Consider the following 15,177-nt stretch of genomic DNA (forward strand, 5'->3'; position numbering starts at 1 on the left):
TGTTTCCAGTCCGATGCGCGGGGGTAACCGAATCGACAGCAGATGCGCGTGCATTCGACGCCCGCGTGCGAAAGGATAAGACAATGTCCACACCAGCAGGCGGTCGCCACGACGGCTCTCCGCTCGAGCCGTCGAGTGTTCCCGCAACGTATGACGATTCGGCCCATTCGCCGATCACCACACCGGATTCAGACGATCACAGCGCCCCCGATCCAGAAGCCGTGCGCGACACCAGGCGGCCCGCCGGACAGTCGCCCGCAGGTATCGCACATACCAAAGCGGCGGCTACCTGGACAGGACTGGTCGTCGGCGCGATCGTTCTGGTCATCCTTCTGGTGTTCATTCTGCAGAATCTCGATGCCGTTCCGGTGAGCATTTTCGTGTGGACATTCCAGTTGCCCTTGGGCGTTTCCATGTTGCTGGCGGCGATCGCGGGCGCGCTCGTGATGGCGTTGGCCGGCGGGGTACGAATCCTTCAGATCCGACGGGCAGCAAAGCTTAAGTAATGTCCAAGTAATCATTGAACCGGTGAACACTATGCACAGAAGCTGGCGGTGTCGAACTGAATCGATCACGCTAGTGGTGCCCTACCTCACCGCAAGGAGCCTGACGTGACCACTTTCATGGAGACCCCAGTGACATCTGGAGTGGCGCCCGAGCGCGCACGCTCGTGGTTGTTGGTCCCAGCGACCAAGCCCGAGACTTTCTCGACTGCAACCGAATCCGATGTCGACGCAGTAATCCTCGACATCGAGGATGCCGTGGCCCCCGGCGCAAAGCCTGCCGCGCGCAACGCCGTCGTGGCCTGGCTCGAAGCCGGCAACTCTGCATGGGTCAGGGTCAACGACGCAACCACATCGTTCTGGGCCGACGATTTGGCAGCACTGTCCGGCCTCGCGGGGCTCGCGGGAATCATGCTGGCGAAGACTGAAAGCGGAAGCCAGGTCGAGGCCACTGCCGCACGCCTCGCCAAGGGCACCCGCATCCTCGCACTCGTCGAATCCGCGATGGGGCTCGAAGCCACTCCCGAGATTGCACGGGCCGACTCGACATTCCGTCTCGCCTTCGGAAGCGGGGACTTTCGACGCGACACCGGCATGAGCGACGAGCCACTTGCGATGGCGTACCCGCGCTCCCGACTGGTCGTGTCGAGCCGAGCCGCTCGGCTACCTGGACCGATCGACGGCCCGACACTGACGGCCAACGAGAGCATCCTCGCTCGCGACTCGGCCCTCACTCTGTCGATGGGCATGACCGGCAAGCTGTGTATGCACAGCGAGCAGGCTCCGACCGTCAACCGCGAACTCGCGCCCGCACCGAGCGACGTCACATGGGCCGACGATGTCGTCGACGCCTTGGGCGCCGATGGTTCCAGAGTCAAGGATGGAAGCGACCTACCGCGACTGGCGAAGGCACTCAAGATTCGTGAAGCCGCCGTGATCTTCGGCGTCAACGCAGGCTAGATCAGTTCGAGTCCGGTCGGCTTGCGGCGCCAATGGATTCTGTATCGCACATCGATGTCGAGGCCAGGGATGCTCCGAGCAGCCCTGGCCGCCGTGCGTTCGGTGAACTCGATGCCGAGCACGTCCCGCAGAATGCGGCGGCTGCCGAATCTCCACACCGTCTCGACACGTTCGAGATCGAAACCCTGGGCTGAGAAGAATGCTTCCACCGCGGCACAGTCGTACTGCGGCAGATCGGAGCGCATCCAGTCTCCGTAAGGAGATGCCGACACATCGAGGTCCACGACCATCAAAATTCCGCCGGGCTCGAGAACGCGCATGGCCTCGGTGATGCCAGGGCCGCACCCGACACCGAAGAAGTACGCGGTCCTCGCGTGGACGATGTTTACCGACGAGTCCTCCAGCGGCAGCGACTCTGCGTGACCCGGACGAACGTCGACATTGGCGAGGGTGGCCGTGCGCCTTCGAGCGGCCCGCACCAACGGCGCATGAGGCTCTACACCCACGACCTGAGCAGCTTTCGCTGCAAACGTGGGTAGGTGGTAACCGGTCCCGCACCCGACGTCCACGATCGTGCGACCGTGCCACGGGGCAATCCGGTTCAACGCGGTGGGGATCCGGCCGTCTACGTCCTGGGCGTCGTTCTCCGCCTCGTACAGCCGTGGCCAGTGCCAGATATTGGGACTGGGAATTGTTCTCGCGTCGGTCACAGCAGGATGGTGAAGACCAACCAGGCGACGAACGCGGACGGGAGCAGCGAATCGAGACGATCCATGATGCCACCGTGCCCCGGAAGCAAAGTCCCCATGTCCTTGATTCGAAGATCTCGTTTGACCTGCGACTCGATCAGGTCACCGAGAGTTCCCGTCACGACGAGCACGACGCCGAGCAGGACACCGATCATCGAGTTCGCTTCGAGAATGAGGGTGACCGTGAGAAGTGACCCGATGATGCAGAAAAGCAGAGAACCTGCGAGTCCCTCCCAGGACTTCTTAGGGCTGATCGCAGGCGCCATCGGATGCTTGCCGAACAGCACCCCGGCGACGTACCCACCGACGTCGGAGCACACCACTGCAATCAGGAACACCAACACACGGCCGGCCCCCTGGTCGTCCAGGACCATCAAGACCGCGAACGAGGCAAGCAGCGGTAGCCAGCAGGCAACGAGGATGGTCACTGCGAGTTCGCGAAGATAGTTTTTGGGAGCAGATCCGAGTCCCTGCTGCAGCAGCAACCACACCATGCAGACCAGAACCGTTGCGGCTGTGGCGCTCAACACACCCGTAGTCCCCCACGGCCATGCCAGCCAGATGATTGCCTGTCCACCGAGGATGAGCGGTATCCGTGGGACGAGCACACCGGCCTCACGAAGCCGCTTGGACACCTCGTAAGTGGCGACGGCCAACGCAACTGCAACGACGCCGATCCAGACCAGAGGCGCGAACACCATGATGAGGATCAGCGAAATTCCCAGTCCGCCGCCCACTCCGATGGCCGCCGGCAGGTTGCGTCCGGCCTTGCCCGTTGCAGGCGTGCTTTCGGGCCGAGTCGTTGTGTCGGGAGCCGAATCGCGCAGCTGGGTCGAATCAGTGCCTTCGGCCGAATCGGAACCATCCGACCCCGACGAATCGGGTACGGCCGAATCAGCTGGTCGTTCCGATCCCACCACGACGCCATCTCCTTGCTTCATTCTTGCTCCCCGGACGCTTCTCTGAACGAGGTCAGACCTCCATCAGATCGGCTTCTTTGCGCTTGACGAGTTCGTCGATCGACGCGGTGTACTTCGAGGTGGTCTTGTCGAGATCGTTCTCGGCGCGTACCACCTCGTCCTCACCGGCCTCGCCGTCCTTCTGGATGCGCTTGAGCTCCTCCATGGTCTTGCGACGCACACTGCGGATGGAGACCTTGGCGTCCTCGCCTTTTCCCTTGGCCTGCTTGACGAATTCGCGACGCCGCTCCTCTGTCAGTTGAGGGACGCCGATTCGGATCAGGTTGCCGTCGTTCGTTGGGTTCACACCCAGGTCCGAATTGCGGATCGCAGTCTCGATCGGCCCTAGTTGAGCGGGCTCGTACGGCTTGATGACGACGAGCCTGGCTTCGGGAACGCTGATACTCGAGATCTGCGTGATCGGCGTCGGGGCACCGTAGTACTCGATGACGATGCGATTGAACATGCCGGGGTTTGCTCGTCCCGTTCGGATGGACGACAGGTCGTCACGTGCGACGGAGACCGCCTTCTCCATTTTTTCTTCTGCGTCGAAGAGCGCTTCGTCGATCACGGTCTGTCCTCCATCGTCTTCGCTGGTGTTCCAGCATCTGCACGGTCGTTCGCTGCTGTGGTCGGCATTCGCACGGTCACGAGGTGACCAGGGTTCCGATACTTTCCCCCGCCACCGCGCGCGCGATGTTTCCTTGTGTCAGGAGGTTGAACACCATGATCGGCATTTGATTGTCCATACACAGACTGAACGCGGTTGCGTCGGCAACCTTCAGTCCCTTCTCGATCACCTGACGATGGGTGATGGAGTCGTACATCGTGGCGTCGGGATCCACTTTGGGATCCGCCGAGTACACACCGTCGACGGCCTTGGCCATCAGAAGTACCTCGGCCCCGATCTCCAGGGCCCTCTGTGCGGCGGTCGTATCGGTGGAGAAGTACGGCATTCCCATGCCTGCACCGAAAATTACGACGCGCCCCTTTTCGAGATGTCTACGGGCACGAAGGGGAAGATAGGGTTCGGCGACCTGGCCCATGGTGATGGCGGTCTGCACGCGGGTGGCGACGCCTTGCTTCTCGAGGAAATCCTGCAATGCCAGACAGTTCATGACTGTTCCGAGCATGCCCATGTAATCGGACCGGGAACGGTCCATTCCTCGCTGCTGCAGTTCGGCGCCACGGAAGAAGTTGCCACCGCCGATGACGACGGCAACCTGAACACCAGTGGCGACTACCTCCGCGATCTGCTCAGCCACGTTGTTGACGACGTCCGGATCGAGGCCTACCTGGCCTCCACCGAACATCTCACCACCCAGCTTGAGCATCACACGCTTGAAGCCGGGGCGGTCGGTGGCGGGATCGGTCATTGCTCTCCTCGGTTCTCGCCTGTCGAATGCGCACGGTGAATCTCGGGGCGCTTGAAAACACCCTCACCCTCATCCTGCCTTATCGGAGTCGCGATGGACGAAACCGCCCACGACGCGCCCGAAAAGGAACTTCCTTCGCTTACGACGATGCCGTCCGCTCGACCCGAGGTCGCGCGGACGGCATCGTCACCAGCTGTGTTCAGCTCGAAAAATCAGCTTGCGCCGACCTCGAACCGCGAGAAACGGGTGATCTTCACACCTGCATTGTCGAGGATCGCCTTGACGGTCTTCTTCGAATCCTGCACGGAAGACTGCTCGGTGAGCACGACGTCCTTGAAGAACCCGTTGACACGGCCTTCGATGATCTTCGGCAGAGCCTGCTCGGGCTTGCCTTCCTCGCGGGCGGTCTCTTCGGCGATACGACGCTCGGTGGCGACGACCTCTTCGGGGACCTCGTCACGAGTGACGTACTTCGCCTTGAGTGCAGCCACCTGCATCGCGGCAGCGCGAGCGGCCTCCGCAGCGGCATCGCCCTCACCGGTGTACTCGACGAGCACGCCGACGGCAGGAGGAAGATCCGCGCTGCGCTTGTGCAGGTAGGTGGCCACCGGTCCGTCGTAGGACACGACGCGACGAAGCTCCAGCTTCTCGCCGATCTTGGCCGACAACTCACCGAGTGCGACCTCGACAGTCTTGCCACCGAGATCGAGCGCGCTCAGCGCTGCCACGTCGGCCGGCTTCCCCTCGGCTGCAACTGCGGCAACCGAATCGGCGAAGGCCTGGAACTCTTCGTTCTTGGCAACGAAGTCGGTCTCGGAGTTGATCTCGAGCAGGACGCCACCCTTGGCGACGACCAGACCCTCGGCGGTGGACCGCTCGGCACGCTTGCCGACGTCCTTCGCGCCCTTGATGCGCAGCTGCTCGACGGCCTTGTCGAAATCTCCGTCGCTCTCTGCGAGCGCGTTCTTGCAATCCATCATTCCGGAGCCGGTGAGCTCACGGAGCCGCTTGACGTCAGCGGCGGTGTAGTTCGCCATGTTGAGCGAGCCTCCTCGAATGCTGTTGGTGGGCAGAGCTGGAAAGGGTCGATTCGCAGAAAAGGCCCCGACCGGATCGATTTCTGCTCCGGTCGGGACCTGTTCGATCAAGCCTGTGTTGCAGGTGCTTCCGCGGCAGGCGCTTCTGCTGCTGCAGCATCGGCGGGAGCCTCGACTGCGGGAGCCTCGACTGCGGGAGCCTCGGCTGCGGGAGCCTCGGCTGCGGCTTCCTGCGTGGCCTCGGCTGCGGGCGATGCCTGAGCGAGCTGCTCGAGCTCCCACTCGGCGAGAGGCTCGCCTGCGCCGACCTCGGGCTTGGCGTCGGATGCGGTGTTGAGTCCCGCACGAGCCTGAACGCCTTCGGCGACAGCCGATGCGACAACCTTGGTCAGCAACGCAGCGGAACGAATCGCGTCGTCGTTACCCGGGATCGGGTAGTCGACGAGGTCGGGGTCGCAGTTGGTGTCCAGGATCGCAATGACCGGGATCTTCAGCTTGCGAGCCTCGCCGACGGCGATGTGCTCCTTGTTGGTGTCGACGATCCAGATGGCCGAAGGAACCTTGGCCATGTCACGGATACCACCGAGGGTGCGATCCAACTTGGTCATCTCACGCGTGAGCATGAGGATTTCCTTCTTGGTGCGTCCCTCGAAGCCACCGGTCTGCTCCATTGCCTCGAGCTCCTTGAGGCGGAGAAGGCGCTTGTGGACCGTCTGGAAGTTGGTGAGCATTCCACCGAGCCAGCGCTGGTTCACGTACGGCATGCCGACGCGGGTTGCCTCAGCGGCGATGGACTCCTGCGCCTGCTTCTTGGTGCCGACGAACAGGACCGTTCCGCCGTGGGCAACAGTCTCCTTGACAAACTCGTAGGCCTTGTCGATGAAGGTCAGAGTCTGCTGCAAGTCGATGATGTAGATGCCGTTGCGGTCGGTGAAGATGAATCGCTTCATCTTCGGGTTCCAGCGACGGGTCTGGTGTCCGAAGTGTGTGCCGCTGTCAAGCAGCTGCTTCATGGTTACTACAGCCATGGCTGAATAACTCGCTTTCGTTGCCGGTTGATGCAGGATGCCGGTGTGACACCTCTGCCCTGGCGGCCGCTGGCTGCCGGACCCACTTCGGTGAAGCGGGACCGCCGACAACCGGACACAAAGCGAATACCACGTGTGGTGGACGCTTCGTTGCGCGGACGCGCGAAGTCGACCCGTGCGGACACAGGTCGCCCGCTCAGTGTACGACCTCACGATGCCAGCGCCTAACCAGGCCCTTTGCCACAGGACTTTCTCCACCTGTGGATGAATCTGCCGGTTGTCCACAGTTGCTGATTCGTGACCTCATAGCGACCAGATCCCGGGAACACTGCACACATGAATAGATTGCCGGCATTGCTTGCTGCGGCGTTGATTTCAACATCGTCCGTCGCAACAGCTCATGCGGCACCCCCGACCACCGGTCGATTTCTGTGGCCACTGATTCCTCGACCAGCGATATCGAACGCGTTCGATCCGCCGGAACGCGACTGGCTTCCCGGGCACCGCGGTGTCGACCTGGCCGGCGCCGAAGGTCAGGCCGTTCACGCCGTCGGCGACGGTGTCGTCGTATTCGCCGGCACCGTTGCGGGCAAACCCGTCGTATCGGTCGAGCACTCCAACGGCCTGCGGTCCACCTACGAACCGGTTCTTGCGACGCTGACTGCCGGGGCGCGCATCAGAGCCGGTGACGTACTCGGGCTGCTGCAGGCAGGCCACCCCGGATGCGCAGAGCCGTGTCTTCACTGGGGCCTGCGGCGTGATCGCGTCTACCTCGACCCACTGGGCCTGCTCGGGGCAACACCGATTCGACTCAAACCGTTGACAGCAGACTGACCGAACTCGCAGACGACCGAGAAACGATGCACCCACGCCGCTGGTCACCGCCAGTTTTGGCCGGAATGCCTGCCGGAGGCTGCCGGGAAATCGTCGGCGACCATGGCTGCCAGCTCGACGAACGCCCGCCGAGTCTGCGGGCGGAGCAAATCGAGATCGACGACGGCGCCCTCCGCAAGATGCTCGTCGAACGGCACAACGAGTACTGCCCGGCAGCGCTCGAGAAAGTGCTGCGTCAGCAAATTCATGTCCACCGCGGACGAGCCGGGGCGTACCGAGCTGATCACCACGACAGTTCGTTCGACCAAGTGGCCGTATCCATGCAACTGCAGCCAATCCAGGGTCGCCGCGGCACTGCGTGCACCGTCGACGGCAGGCGAGGACACCAGCACCAAGGCATTGGCCAGTTGGAGAACACCGTTCATCGCCGAATGCATGATGCCGGTGCCGCAGTCGGTGAGGATGAGGTTGTAGTACACCTGCAACATCTCGATCACCGAGCGGTAGTCCTGCTCGCCGAACATTTCAGATGCGGCGGGATCTCGTTCGCCTGCAAGCACTTCCAGCCGACTCGGCGCTTGTGAAGTGTGCGCGCGTATGTCGGAATAGCGCCGGATGTTGTCGGCGTCCGCAAGCAGATCCCGTACGGTGGACGACGTCTGACGTGGTACCCGCTCCCCCAGTGTGCCGAAGTCCGGGTTCGCATCGACCGCGATGACGCAATCTCCTCGTAGCGACGCGAACGTCGACCCGAGACCGAGTGTGGTGGTGGTCTTACCGACACCACCCTTCAAAGACAGGAACGCGATTCGGTAGTCACCGAGAACGGGTTGCCGAATACGCTCGACCTGGTTCCGAAAGCGTTCCTCGGCTGTCGACTCCCCCGGATTGATCACACCACCCGTCAGCCGATGGACACCACGGCGCCAACCGTTCGTCGACGCACGCTTGGGCCGACGCAACAAACTGTCAGGGGCCAGATCCTGGCTCGTCGGCTGGTACTGAGAACCATGCGGGGCCACATCGTATGCGCCTGGGCCGTGGGAGCCGGGTGTGGACGGCACCGAGTTGTTTCGATGCGGACTGTTGGAACCCGGATTGTTGGAACCTGGACTGTACGGCCCCTGGCTGTTCGGAGTGGAGTTCGATCGGTCGGTCGCTGCCACCTGATCTGACGGTCGCTGCACCGGAGCCAGAGCCCACGGCGCGGTCCACTCCTCGTCGGGTGCCTTGACCGGTTCGGACGGCGCAGAATATCCCGTCGGGGGTTGCCTGTCGGTCGATCGGGGCGTCTGCCACGGCGGTGACTGGCGGTCACCGTTCATGGATGCTCCCCTCGGATCCAAAGCGGCGTTCCGGACGGGTTCTACCGGGGTAGAACCGTGGCGCATCGGCTGGCTCGAATCCGGTTGCGGTTGGATCGACCACGCCCCCGACGTGACCTGTGGTTGCTCGCGGTCCACGGTCCCCCCGTATCCGGCATTCTGGCGAAAATATTCGGACTTCACGATAGTTCGAGTCGACAATACTTCGCCTGTGGTCTGTTTCCACCACGACGCTACCAAACACCGTCGCGGGGGAACGTGGCGCAGCTCACGCTCGCGGGTGTGCGCGGTCGTGAACTGCCCGAAGTCGATCCACCGAAACATGCGTATAGATCTGAGTTGTCGCGAGCGACGAGTGCCCGAGCAATTCCTGGACGATACGCAGGTCTGCGCCGCCCTCGAGCAGATGAGTTGCTGCAGAGTGCCGCAATCCGTGCGGACCCATGTCGGGAGCTCCTGGTACCGATTCGAGCACCTCATGCACTGCAGTTCTGGCCTGTCGCGGATCGAGACGACCTCCGCGACGCCCTACCAACAACGCAGAACCTGTTCGTTCCGTCGCCAGCGCAGGACGCCCATGGCTCATCCACATATCCAGCGCTGCCGCTGCCGGACTTCCGTACGGTGCGCTGCGCTGCTTGTCTCCTTTGCCGGTGACCCTCACGAGTCGACGGTCGGTATCGACATCGTCCACGTCGAGTCCACAGAGCTCACCGACGCGAATGCCGGTCGCGTACAACAACTCCACAATCGTCCGATCCCGAAGCGCCACCGGATCCAGCTCCGCTGCACCGACCTCGGCCCACGCCAACGCCTCGGCGGCCTGACTCTGTTTCAGCACGGCCGGCAGTGCGCGACGCGCTTTGGGTGACGCCAACCGTAGTGCCGGGTCACTGTCGATCCTGTCCGTGCGGGTCAGCCACGCGGTAAGCGTTCGCGCCGAAGAGGTCCGGCGGGCCATCGAGGTCCGCGCCGCACCGCTTCGAGCCTGCTGCGCCAGCCAGGATCGGAGAACACGTAGATCGAGGGCATCCAATTCGGCGGTTTCCGCCGTCGTGATGAGGTGACCGAGCAGCGATTCCGCGTCCTTCAGATACGCGCGCACAGTGTTGATCGACCGCGCACGCCCCAGTGTCAGGTATTCCGAGTACTCGTCGAGGTGCACTCGAAGAGTCGGTGGCAATGGGTCGTCCATGTGACCAGCCTTACGCGAGCGGACGCGGCGAGCAACATGACGCGCCGCCCATGACACCGGGGATGGATCAGGATCCGGATTCGGCCTCGGCGAGTTCCCGCTTCCAGACGCGGAAATTCTCTTCCGTGCGTCCACGACGCCAGTAGCCGGAGATCGACGCCCATTCGGCGGGAACGCCGCGTTCCTTGCGGACGTAGCTGCGAAGATTGTGCATCACTGCTTGCGCCTCGCCGTGAATGAACACTTGAGCTTGGCCGGGTAGCCACTCGGTGTTGCGGACGGCGTCGATCAGCGGAGCGTGGTTTCCTGCCTTGTCTTCGCCGATCTCGTTGGAGCCGGCCCCGCGATGGATCCATGTCACGTCGACGACCGCGAGCGTTTCCATGTAAATCTCGTCGTTGCGGTCGGCGACCTCGACGAACACCTTTGCGATGGCATCTTCAGGGAGCGCTTCGACTGCGGCGGAGATAGCCGGAACGGCGGACTCGTCACCTGCAAAAAGATGCCAGTCCGCGTCCGGACGCGGCTTGTACGCACCACTCGGACCGAAGAACGAAATGTGTGCGCCGGGTTCGACCGTTGCAGCCCACGGACCGGCCACACCCTCGTCGCCGTGGACCACGAAGTCGATCGCAATCTCACGGGCATCGGTATCGACCGATCGCACGGTGTACGTGCGCTTCACCTCGTCGTCCTCGGGACCGAAAATCAGCTTCACATACGAGTCGGTGAAGTCCGACGGCGTGAAAGCGTCGAATCCAGGATCGCCCAAGTAGACCCGCTGCATGTGAGGGGTCAGCGCCTCCGTACGGAGGACGGTCAATGTCGTCTTGCTACGTGCCACGTGGTTTCTGCCTTTCCAAACTGTCCGAGAGACTGTCGAGAATCATCGAGTAAGCGTTACCTAAATACTGTACCGGCAACCTTGGACCAGCAGTCGTGACAGCGTCATCGGGTAAAGCCTGATGTTGTTCGAACGGCCGCGCGGAGCTTGCTACGCGAAAACGTTGCGACGCAGATAGCTACGCCGGATAGCGAACCTGAGCGCCTTTTCCAAGTCAGCGTCGCGCCGACCGGTCGCAACGACAGCGGTCAAAGCTTCACGCAAAAATTTCCGCTCGCCCGGCGAAACGAACATCCGACGTACCGTGTTCGGGTCTATCGGGCCTGGAAGCATCGGGCTCTCCGCGCCTGCCACCATGAGGCCGAGCTTCGTTCTGATGCACTTCGCGCAGTGTCCACAGTTGTAGCTACCGTTCGTGTTGTGCCAGCACACCCGCAGATGGGCCATCGCCGTTTCAGAATCACCCAGTCGCCTGATCTTTCCGATCCGACCAACGTCCAGTTCATGATGCTCGACCGCCATCTCACTACTGGACCAGCACGGGTCAAGATCCGGATGCGAGCCCCAGGGAGACAATTGGTCACGGCTGTTCGACGACGGGACGAGCACGCGCTTGATGTGCGGCGCCAACGCCAGACCGACATGGGCGAGAGATGGGCCGTGATACACATTGCCCCATGCCATCCGCAGAGGGTCGCCAAAAGCCGAGCGGATGGTGGTGGTGACCTCGACGAGCGGTTTGCCGAGATCAGCCGCGGCCTCCCTCGCCGCAGCTTGTGCTGCATCAGCCAAGGCCCCATCGGAAATTTTGATGTCGAACCCGTGAACAAAGATTAGATGGGTGATGCGATCGGATTGCGTGATGGCGGTATAAAAGCTGTCCACACCACCGCTGAAGAAACTACCCACCCCTGACGCCCCGCTGTGCTGCGCAAATCCTTGTTCAGTTGCGACCGGAACGACGCTGAATCGTCTCGGCCACCAGCCGTTGATCACCTGCTGCGCGGACAGCGCCCCAGACAGAGCGATTGCGTCGACCGGGCCCTCCATCGAAAGGTCCCAACCGTGCTGCATTGCGACCGGCACAGCCACGGGCAACCATGGGGTCGTTGACTGATCCAGAGCGTAGTTCGACTGGGTGACCGCCCGATATTCGCCCTTCGGCGTCTCGATGATCGCCTCGATGCACTTCGGGTCCGCGGATCGAACACGCACGTGCATACGGTCGATCATGCGGTCATGCTTTCATAGCTGGAGCCGCCAACACCCCGGTATCGACTCATCCATCCGTCCATCGACGGTGTGGAATTTCTGTTGCAACGCCGCTTTGATGCAAGGCCCTTGGACAGAACGTCGCAACAACCACGCTCATCCCGTCACAACTCGGAACCATCCGGTCTCGTCGCTCGCAACGAACCCGTCCATCTCGAGAAGAGGGAGTACCGAGCGCACCTTGGCCAGGGGCAGCGATGCGCGTTCCGAGAGTTCCCGCGGTGAGAGCGCACCCGATGCAGGTAACGCGTCGTAAACGAGTAATGCGTTCGGGGACAGCGCGTCGAGATCCCTGAACATCGACGGACGACCTTCACCAACATCGCCCACCGGTCCGCATTCGGCGACGACGTCGTGGGCGTCGGCGACCAACCTCGCTTCACCGTCGCGGATCATGCGATGGCATCCTTTCGAGGACGCAGAAGTGACCGGTCCTGGCACAGCCAACACCGGTCTGCCGAGCTTGTGCGCCCACGCCGCAGTGTTCCTTGCACCGCTGCGCCATCCGGCTTCGACGACCACCACCGACGATCCGATGCCCGCGACGATGCGGTTTCGCGCCAGAAATCTGTGCTTGGCCGGCGGGGTGCCCGGTGCGTATTCACTGACGACCGCACCGTTGTCTGCGATTCGTTGCAACAACCTGAGATGTCCTGCCGGATAGGCGCGGTCGATACCGCACGCCAGCACCGCCATCGTTGATCCGCCGACCCCCAATGCAGCCCGGTGTGCGGCCGCGTCGATCCCGAACGCGCCTCCGGAGACGATCGTCCAACCGTCGACAGAAAGGTCACCGGCGATCTCCGCCGTCACGTGCTCGCCATAAGCGCTGGCGGCGCGCGTCCCGACGATCGAGACAGCTCGATCGGTCAAATCGGACACCGAAGTGCGTCCGAGAACCCACAGCGAAAGAGGAGCACATTGATCGACGCCTTCCGGCATGCCTGGCCCGTCGAACGCGAGGAAGCGCCACTGCGGCCAGTCGTCGTCGTCCGGAGTAACCAACCGTCCATTCAGTGCCGCAACAAGATCCAGATCCGCAGACGCGGTATCGATGTGCGATCTCACTTGTAGACGTTCACCGAGCGTTCCGGCTGCAACAGCTGCCGCTGCCGCCTCGGGACCTTCCTTTGCAGCGAACTGCGAAAGGGGACGATGAGGCCCCTGCGCGACTCGCGAGAGGTATGCCCACGCACGGCGCCGAGTATCGGAAGTCATCACATCATCCCCTTGTCGCGGAAGTCCAATGCGGCTCCCACCTCGTCGATTCCTGGTGTGTCTCCCCCGGCCAAGTCGCAGAGAGTCCACGACACCCGAAGCGCTCTATCGGCGCCCCTAGCCGTAAGAGAGCCGTTCTGGAGCGCCCGCTCTAGCGGCCTCAAAGTGTCCCGGGAGAGCCGAAACCTCTGGCGCAGAGCCGGTCCGGGAACCTCCGCGTTCGTTGTCCATCCGTACTCGCGCCACCGCTCGACAGCGGCTTCGCGGGCGCCCGTCACTCGCGCGCGCACTTGCTCGGTCGTTTCGCCGATCTCGTCCGACAGAGCCCCGGTCGCGGCCGACACCATTGCGATGCGTAGATCAACACGGTCGAGAAGCGGCCCCGATAGCTTGCCCAGATACTTTCTGCGCGCCGTGGGTGCGCAGACACAGTCCGCGTTCCGCGCAGGAGCACATGGGCACGGATTTGCTGCCAGTATCAATTGGAAGCGAGCAGGGTATCGTGCGACACCGTCCCGCCGAGCGATCCTGATCTCACCGTCTTCGAGCGGAGTCCTCAGTGCCTCCAGTACTTTCGGGCCCATCTCGGCGCATTCGTCGAGAAACAACACGCCCCGATGTGCGCGGCTGACCGCACCCGGTTTCGCCATTCCAGTCCCACCGCCCACCATCGCACTGACCGTCGTCGAATGATGAGGAGCGATGAACGGCGGCGACGAAATCAACGGACGATCGCCCGTCAACATCCCAGCCACCGAATGAATCGCCGTCACCTCCAACGCCTCTGCCTCCGTCAACGGCGGAAGAATTCCTGGAAGTCGCTGAGCCAGCATCGTTTTACCTATACCCGGCGGCCCCGTCAACATGATGTGATGCGCCCCAGCCGCCGCAACCTCGAGCGCCCACCTTGCCTCCGACTGACCCACCACCTCACACATGTCCGGATACGACACATCGTCGCGCAGCGACGACGGCGGCGGGGACGCAAGCATTGTTTCCCCCCGAAGCCACTTGACCACCTCCGCCAGCGACTCCGCCCCCAGCACCTCGATACCCTCGACCAACCCCGCCTCCGTCAACGACGCCACCGGCACTACGATTCGGCCCCATCCTGCACGCTTGATCGCCAACACCGCGGGCAATACCCCACGCACCGCCCGCAACCGGCCGTCCAACGCCAACTCTCCGACGAAAATCGATTTCAGCAGCGACCGCCGTGGAATCTGTTTGTCCGCATCCAATACGGAAAGAGCAAGTGCAAGATCGTAAACGGAACCAACCTTGGGCAACGTCGCAGGCGACAACGCAAGAATCACCCGCGAATCCGGCCAACTACCTCCCGAGTTGGTTACCGCGGCCTTCACTCGATCCCGCGACTCGTTCAACGCCGTATCCGGCAACCCCACCAGATGCACTCCCGGAAGCCCACGCCCGATGTCCGCCTCGATCTCCACGACCTGACCGTCGACACCACTCACCGCAACCGAGAACGCACGTCCGAGCGCCATCAGAACGCGCCGCGCAGATGCGACACCACAGGGTCACCGTCACGCGTCATCAGGACGCCGATGACATCGAAACGTAAACGAACCCAAGGACTTCCGCGCTCATCCAGCCACGCCAACGCCAACCGACGAATCCGCTGCTGTTTCGCATACGTCACCGATTCCGCGGGAGTGCCGTAACCGGTGCCCGACCGAGTTTTCACCTCCACGAACACCACGACATCCCCGTCACGGGCGACTATATCGAGCTCACCGTATCGGCACCGCCAGTTGCGATCGACCACTTCCATCCCACTGTCGACCAACTGCAACGCCGCCAACGCCTCGCCGCGCGCACCCAATTCCGAATTCGACACCGTCGCCCCCTATGGT

16 protein-coding genes are annotated in these 15,177 nt (G+C 62.7%); 3 read left to right on the plus strand and 13 right to left on the minus strand.

From position 1 onward, the window contains the following. Positions 1 to 83: 83 nt before the first annotated feature. Both QMK17_RS00975 and QMK17_RS00980 read left to right on the plus strand, forming a co-directional pair. A complete protein-coding gene (locus tag QMK17_RS00975) occupies positions 84 to 506 on the plus strand; it encodes a LapA family protein (RefSeq protein ID WP_283506472.1) in 423 nt (140 codons plus the stop codon). A 105-nt stretch (positions 507 to 611) separates the two neighbouring features. Then, the gene (locus tag QMK17_RS00980; protein ID WP_442972666.1) at positions 612 to 1,463 is read left to right on the plus strand and encodes an HpcH/HpaI aldolase/citrate lyase family protein; all 852 of its coding nucleotides are present in this window, start codon (positions 612 to 614) and stop codon (positions 1,461 to 1,463) included. Here QMK17_RS00980 and QMK17_RS00985 read toward each other — a convergent pair. The 6 genes from QMK17_RS00985 to rpsB all read right to left on the minus strand — a co-directional run bounded on the left by QMK17_RS00985 (position 1,460) and on the right by rpsB (position 6,612). Then, positions 1,460 to 2,173, minus strand: coding sequence for a class I SAM-dependent methyltransferase (locus QMK17_RS00985; protein ID WP_283506473.1), 714 nt, complete (start codon positions 2,171 to 2,173; stop codon positions 1,460 to 1,462). The genes QMK17_RS00980 and QMK17_RS00985 overlap by 4 nt on opposite strands. Next, positions 2,170 to 3,153 carry a phosphatidate cytidylyltransferase gene (locus tag QMK17_RS00990; protein WP_283506474.1) on the minus strand — a complete coding sequence of 328 codons (984 nt, stop codon included), beginning with the start codon at positions 3,151 to 3,153 and terminating at the stop codon, positions 2,170 to 2,172. Before QMK17_RS00990 ends, QMK17_RS00985 begins: the two co-directional genes overlap by 4 nt. Before the next feature lie 31 nt (positions 3,154 to 3,184). Continuing rightward, positions 3,185 to 3,742, minus strand: coding sequence for a ribosome recycling factor (frr, locus tag QMK17_RS00995; protein ID WP_283506475.1), 558 nt, complete (start codon positions 3,740 to 3,742; stop codon positions 3,185 to 3,187). Positions 3,743 to 3,818: 76 nt separating this feature from the next. After that, complete coding sequence (pyrH, locus tag QMK17_RS01000) at positions 3,819 to 4,547, minus strand: UMP kinase (RefSeq protein WP_283506476.1); 729 nt, start codon at positions 4,545 to 4,547, stop codon at positions 3,819 to 3,821. A 212-nt stretch (positions 4,548 to 4,759) separates the two neighbouring features. Then, on the minus strand, positions 4,760 to 5,584 hold the full coding sequence (gene tsf, locus QMK17_RS01005) for a translation elongation factor Ts (protein WP_283506477.1): 825 nt from the start codon (positions 5,582 to 5,584) through the stop codon (positions 4,760 to 4,762). A gap of 107 nt (positions 5,585 to 5,691) precedes the next feature. Continuing rightward, complete coding sequence (gene rpsB, locus QMK17_RS01010; protein ID WP_283506478.1) at positions 5,692 to 6,612, minus strand: 30S ribosomal protein S2; 921 nt, start codon at positions 6,610 to 6,612, stop codon at positions 5,692 to 5,694. 336 nt (positions 6,613 to 6,948) lie between these two features. Between rpsB and QMK17_RS01015 the strand changes: the two genes are divergently transcribed. Further along, a complete protein-coding gene (locus QMK17_RS01015) occupies positions 6,949 to 7,446 on the plus strand; it encodes a M23 family metallopeptidase (RefSeq protein ID WP_283506479.1) in 498 nt (165 codons plus the stop codon). A gap of 44 nt (positions 7,447 to 7,490) precedes the next feature. Here QMK17_RS01015 and QMK17_RS01020 read toward each other — a convergent pair whose 3' ends face one another. The 7 genes from QMK17_RS01020 to QMK17_RS01050 all read right to left on the minus strand — a co-directional run bounded on the left by QMK17_RS01020 (position 7,491) and on the right by QMK17_RS01050 (position 15,161). Next, positions 7,491 to 8,771, minus strand: coding sequence for a MinD/ParA family ATP-binding protein (locus tag QMK17_RS01020; protein WP_283506480.1), 1,281 nt, complete (start codon positions 8,769 to 8,771; stop codon positions 7,491 to 7,493). A gap of 268 nt (positions 8,772 to 9,039) precedes the next feature. Beyond that, positions 9,040 to 9,966 carry a tyrosine recombinase XerC gene (locus tag QMK17_RS01025; RefSeq protein ID WP_283506481.1) on the minus strand — a complete coding sequence of 309 codons (927 nt, stop codon included), beginning with the start codon at positions 9,964 to 9,966 and terminating at the stop codon, positions 9,040 to 9,042. Positions 9,967 to 10,033: 67 nt separating this feature from the next. Beyond that, positions 10,034 to 10,810, minus strand: a complete 777-nt coding sequence (locus QMK17_RS01030; RefSeq protein WP_283506482.1) for a siderophore-interacting protein — start codon at positions 10,808 to 10,810, stop codon at positions 10,034 to 10,036. Between the two features lie 150 nt (positions 10,811 to 10,960). Then, positions 10,961 to 11,860 carry a hypothetical protein gene (locus QMK17_RS01035; RefSeq protein WP_283506483.1) on the minus strand — a complete coding sequence of 300 codons (900 nt, stop codon included), beginning with the start codon at positions 11,858 to 11,860 and terminating at the stop codon, positions 10,961 to 10,963. A 318-nt stretch (positions 11,861 to 12,178) separates the two neighbouring features. Next, positions 12,179 to 13,300, minus strand: coding sequence for a DNA-processing protein DprA (gene dprA, locus QMK17_RS01040; RefSeq protein WP_283506484.1), 1,122 nt, complete (start codon positions 13,298 to 13,300; stop codon positions 12,179 to 12,181). Further along, on the minus strand, positions 13,300 to 14,808 hold the full coding sequence (locus QMK17_RS01045; protein WP_283506485.1) for a YifB family Mg chelatase-like AAA ATPase: 1,509 nt from the start codon (positions 14,806 to 14,808) through the stop codon (positions 13,300 to 13,302). The genes dprA and QMK17_RS01045 overlap by 1 nt, the downstream gene beginning before the upstream one ends. Continuing rightward, positions 14,808 to 15,161, minus strand: coding sequence for a YraN family protein (locus QMK17_RS01050; RefSeq protein WP_283506486.1), 354 nt, complete (start codon positions 15,159 to 15,161; stop codon positions 14,808 to 14,810). The genes QMK17_RS01045 and QMK17_RS01050 overlap by 1 nt, the downstream gene beginning before the upstream one ends. Positions 15,162 to 15,177 lie beyond the last annotated feature (16 nt).

It is taken from the genome of Rhodococcus sp. G-MC3 (genome assembly GCF_030063335.1).
In the GTDB taxonomy this organism is placed as follows: domain Bacteria; phylum Actinomycetota; class Actinomycetes; order Mycobacteriales; family Mycobacteriaceae; genus Rhodococcoides.

What these genes read in the sequence shown, in the direction of transcription:
- QMK17_RS01025 (WP_283506481.1), bottom strand. Translation starts at nt 9,966, where the DNA reads ATGGACGACCCATTGCCACCGACTCTTCGAGTGCACCTCGACGAGTAC.
- QMK17_RS01015 (WP_283506479.1), top strand. Translation starts at nt 6,949, where the DNA reads ATGAATAGATTGCCGGCATTGCTTGCTGCGGCGTTGATTTCAACATCG.
- QMK17_RS00975 (WP_283506472.1), top strand. Translation starts at nt 84, where the DNA reads ATGTCCACACCAGCAGGCGGTCGCCACGACGGCTCTCCGCTCGAGCCG.
- QMK17_RS00990 (WP_283506474.1), bottom strand. Translation starts at nt 3,153, where the DNA reads ATGAAGCAAGGAGATGGCGTCGTGGTGGGATCGGAACGACCAGCTGAT.
- pyrH (WP_283506476.1), bottom strand. Translation starts at nt 4,547, where the DNA reads ATGACCGATCCCGCCACCGACCGCCCCGGCTTCAAGCGTGTGATGCTC.
- dprA (WP_283506484.1), bottom strand. Translation starts at nt 13,300, where the DNA reads ATGACTTCCGATACTCGGCGCCGTGCGTGGGCATACCTCTCGCGAGTC.
- QMK17_RS01045 (WP_283506485.1), bottom strand. Translation starts at nt 14,808, where the DNA reads ATGGCGCTCGGACGTGCGTTCTCGGTTGCGGTGAGTGGTGTCGACGGT.
- rpsB (WP_283506478.1), bottom strand. Translation starts at nt 6,612, where the DNA reads ATGGCTGTAGTAACCATGAAGCAGCTGCTTGACAGCGGCACACACTTC.
- QMK17_RS01035 (WP_283506483.1), bottom strand. Translation starts at nt 11,860, where the DNA reads ATGGAGGGCCCGGTCGACGCAATCGCTCTGTCTGGGGCGCTGTCCGCG.
- QMK17_RS01020 (WP_283506480.1), bottom strand. Translation starts at nt 8,771, where the DNA reads ATGAACGGTGACCGCCAGTCACCGCCGTGGCAGACGCCCCGATCGACC.
- tsf (WP_283506477.1), bottom strand. Translation starts at nt 5,584, where the DNA reads ATGGCGAACTACACCGCCGCTGACGTCAAGCGGCTCCGTGAGCTCACC.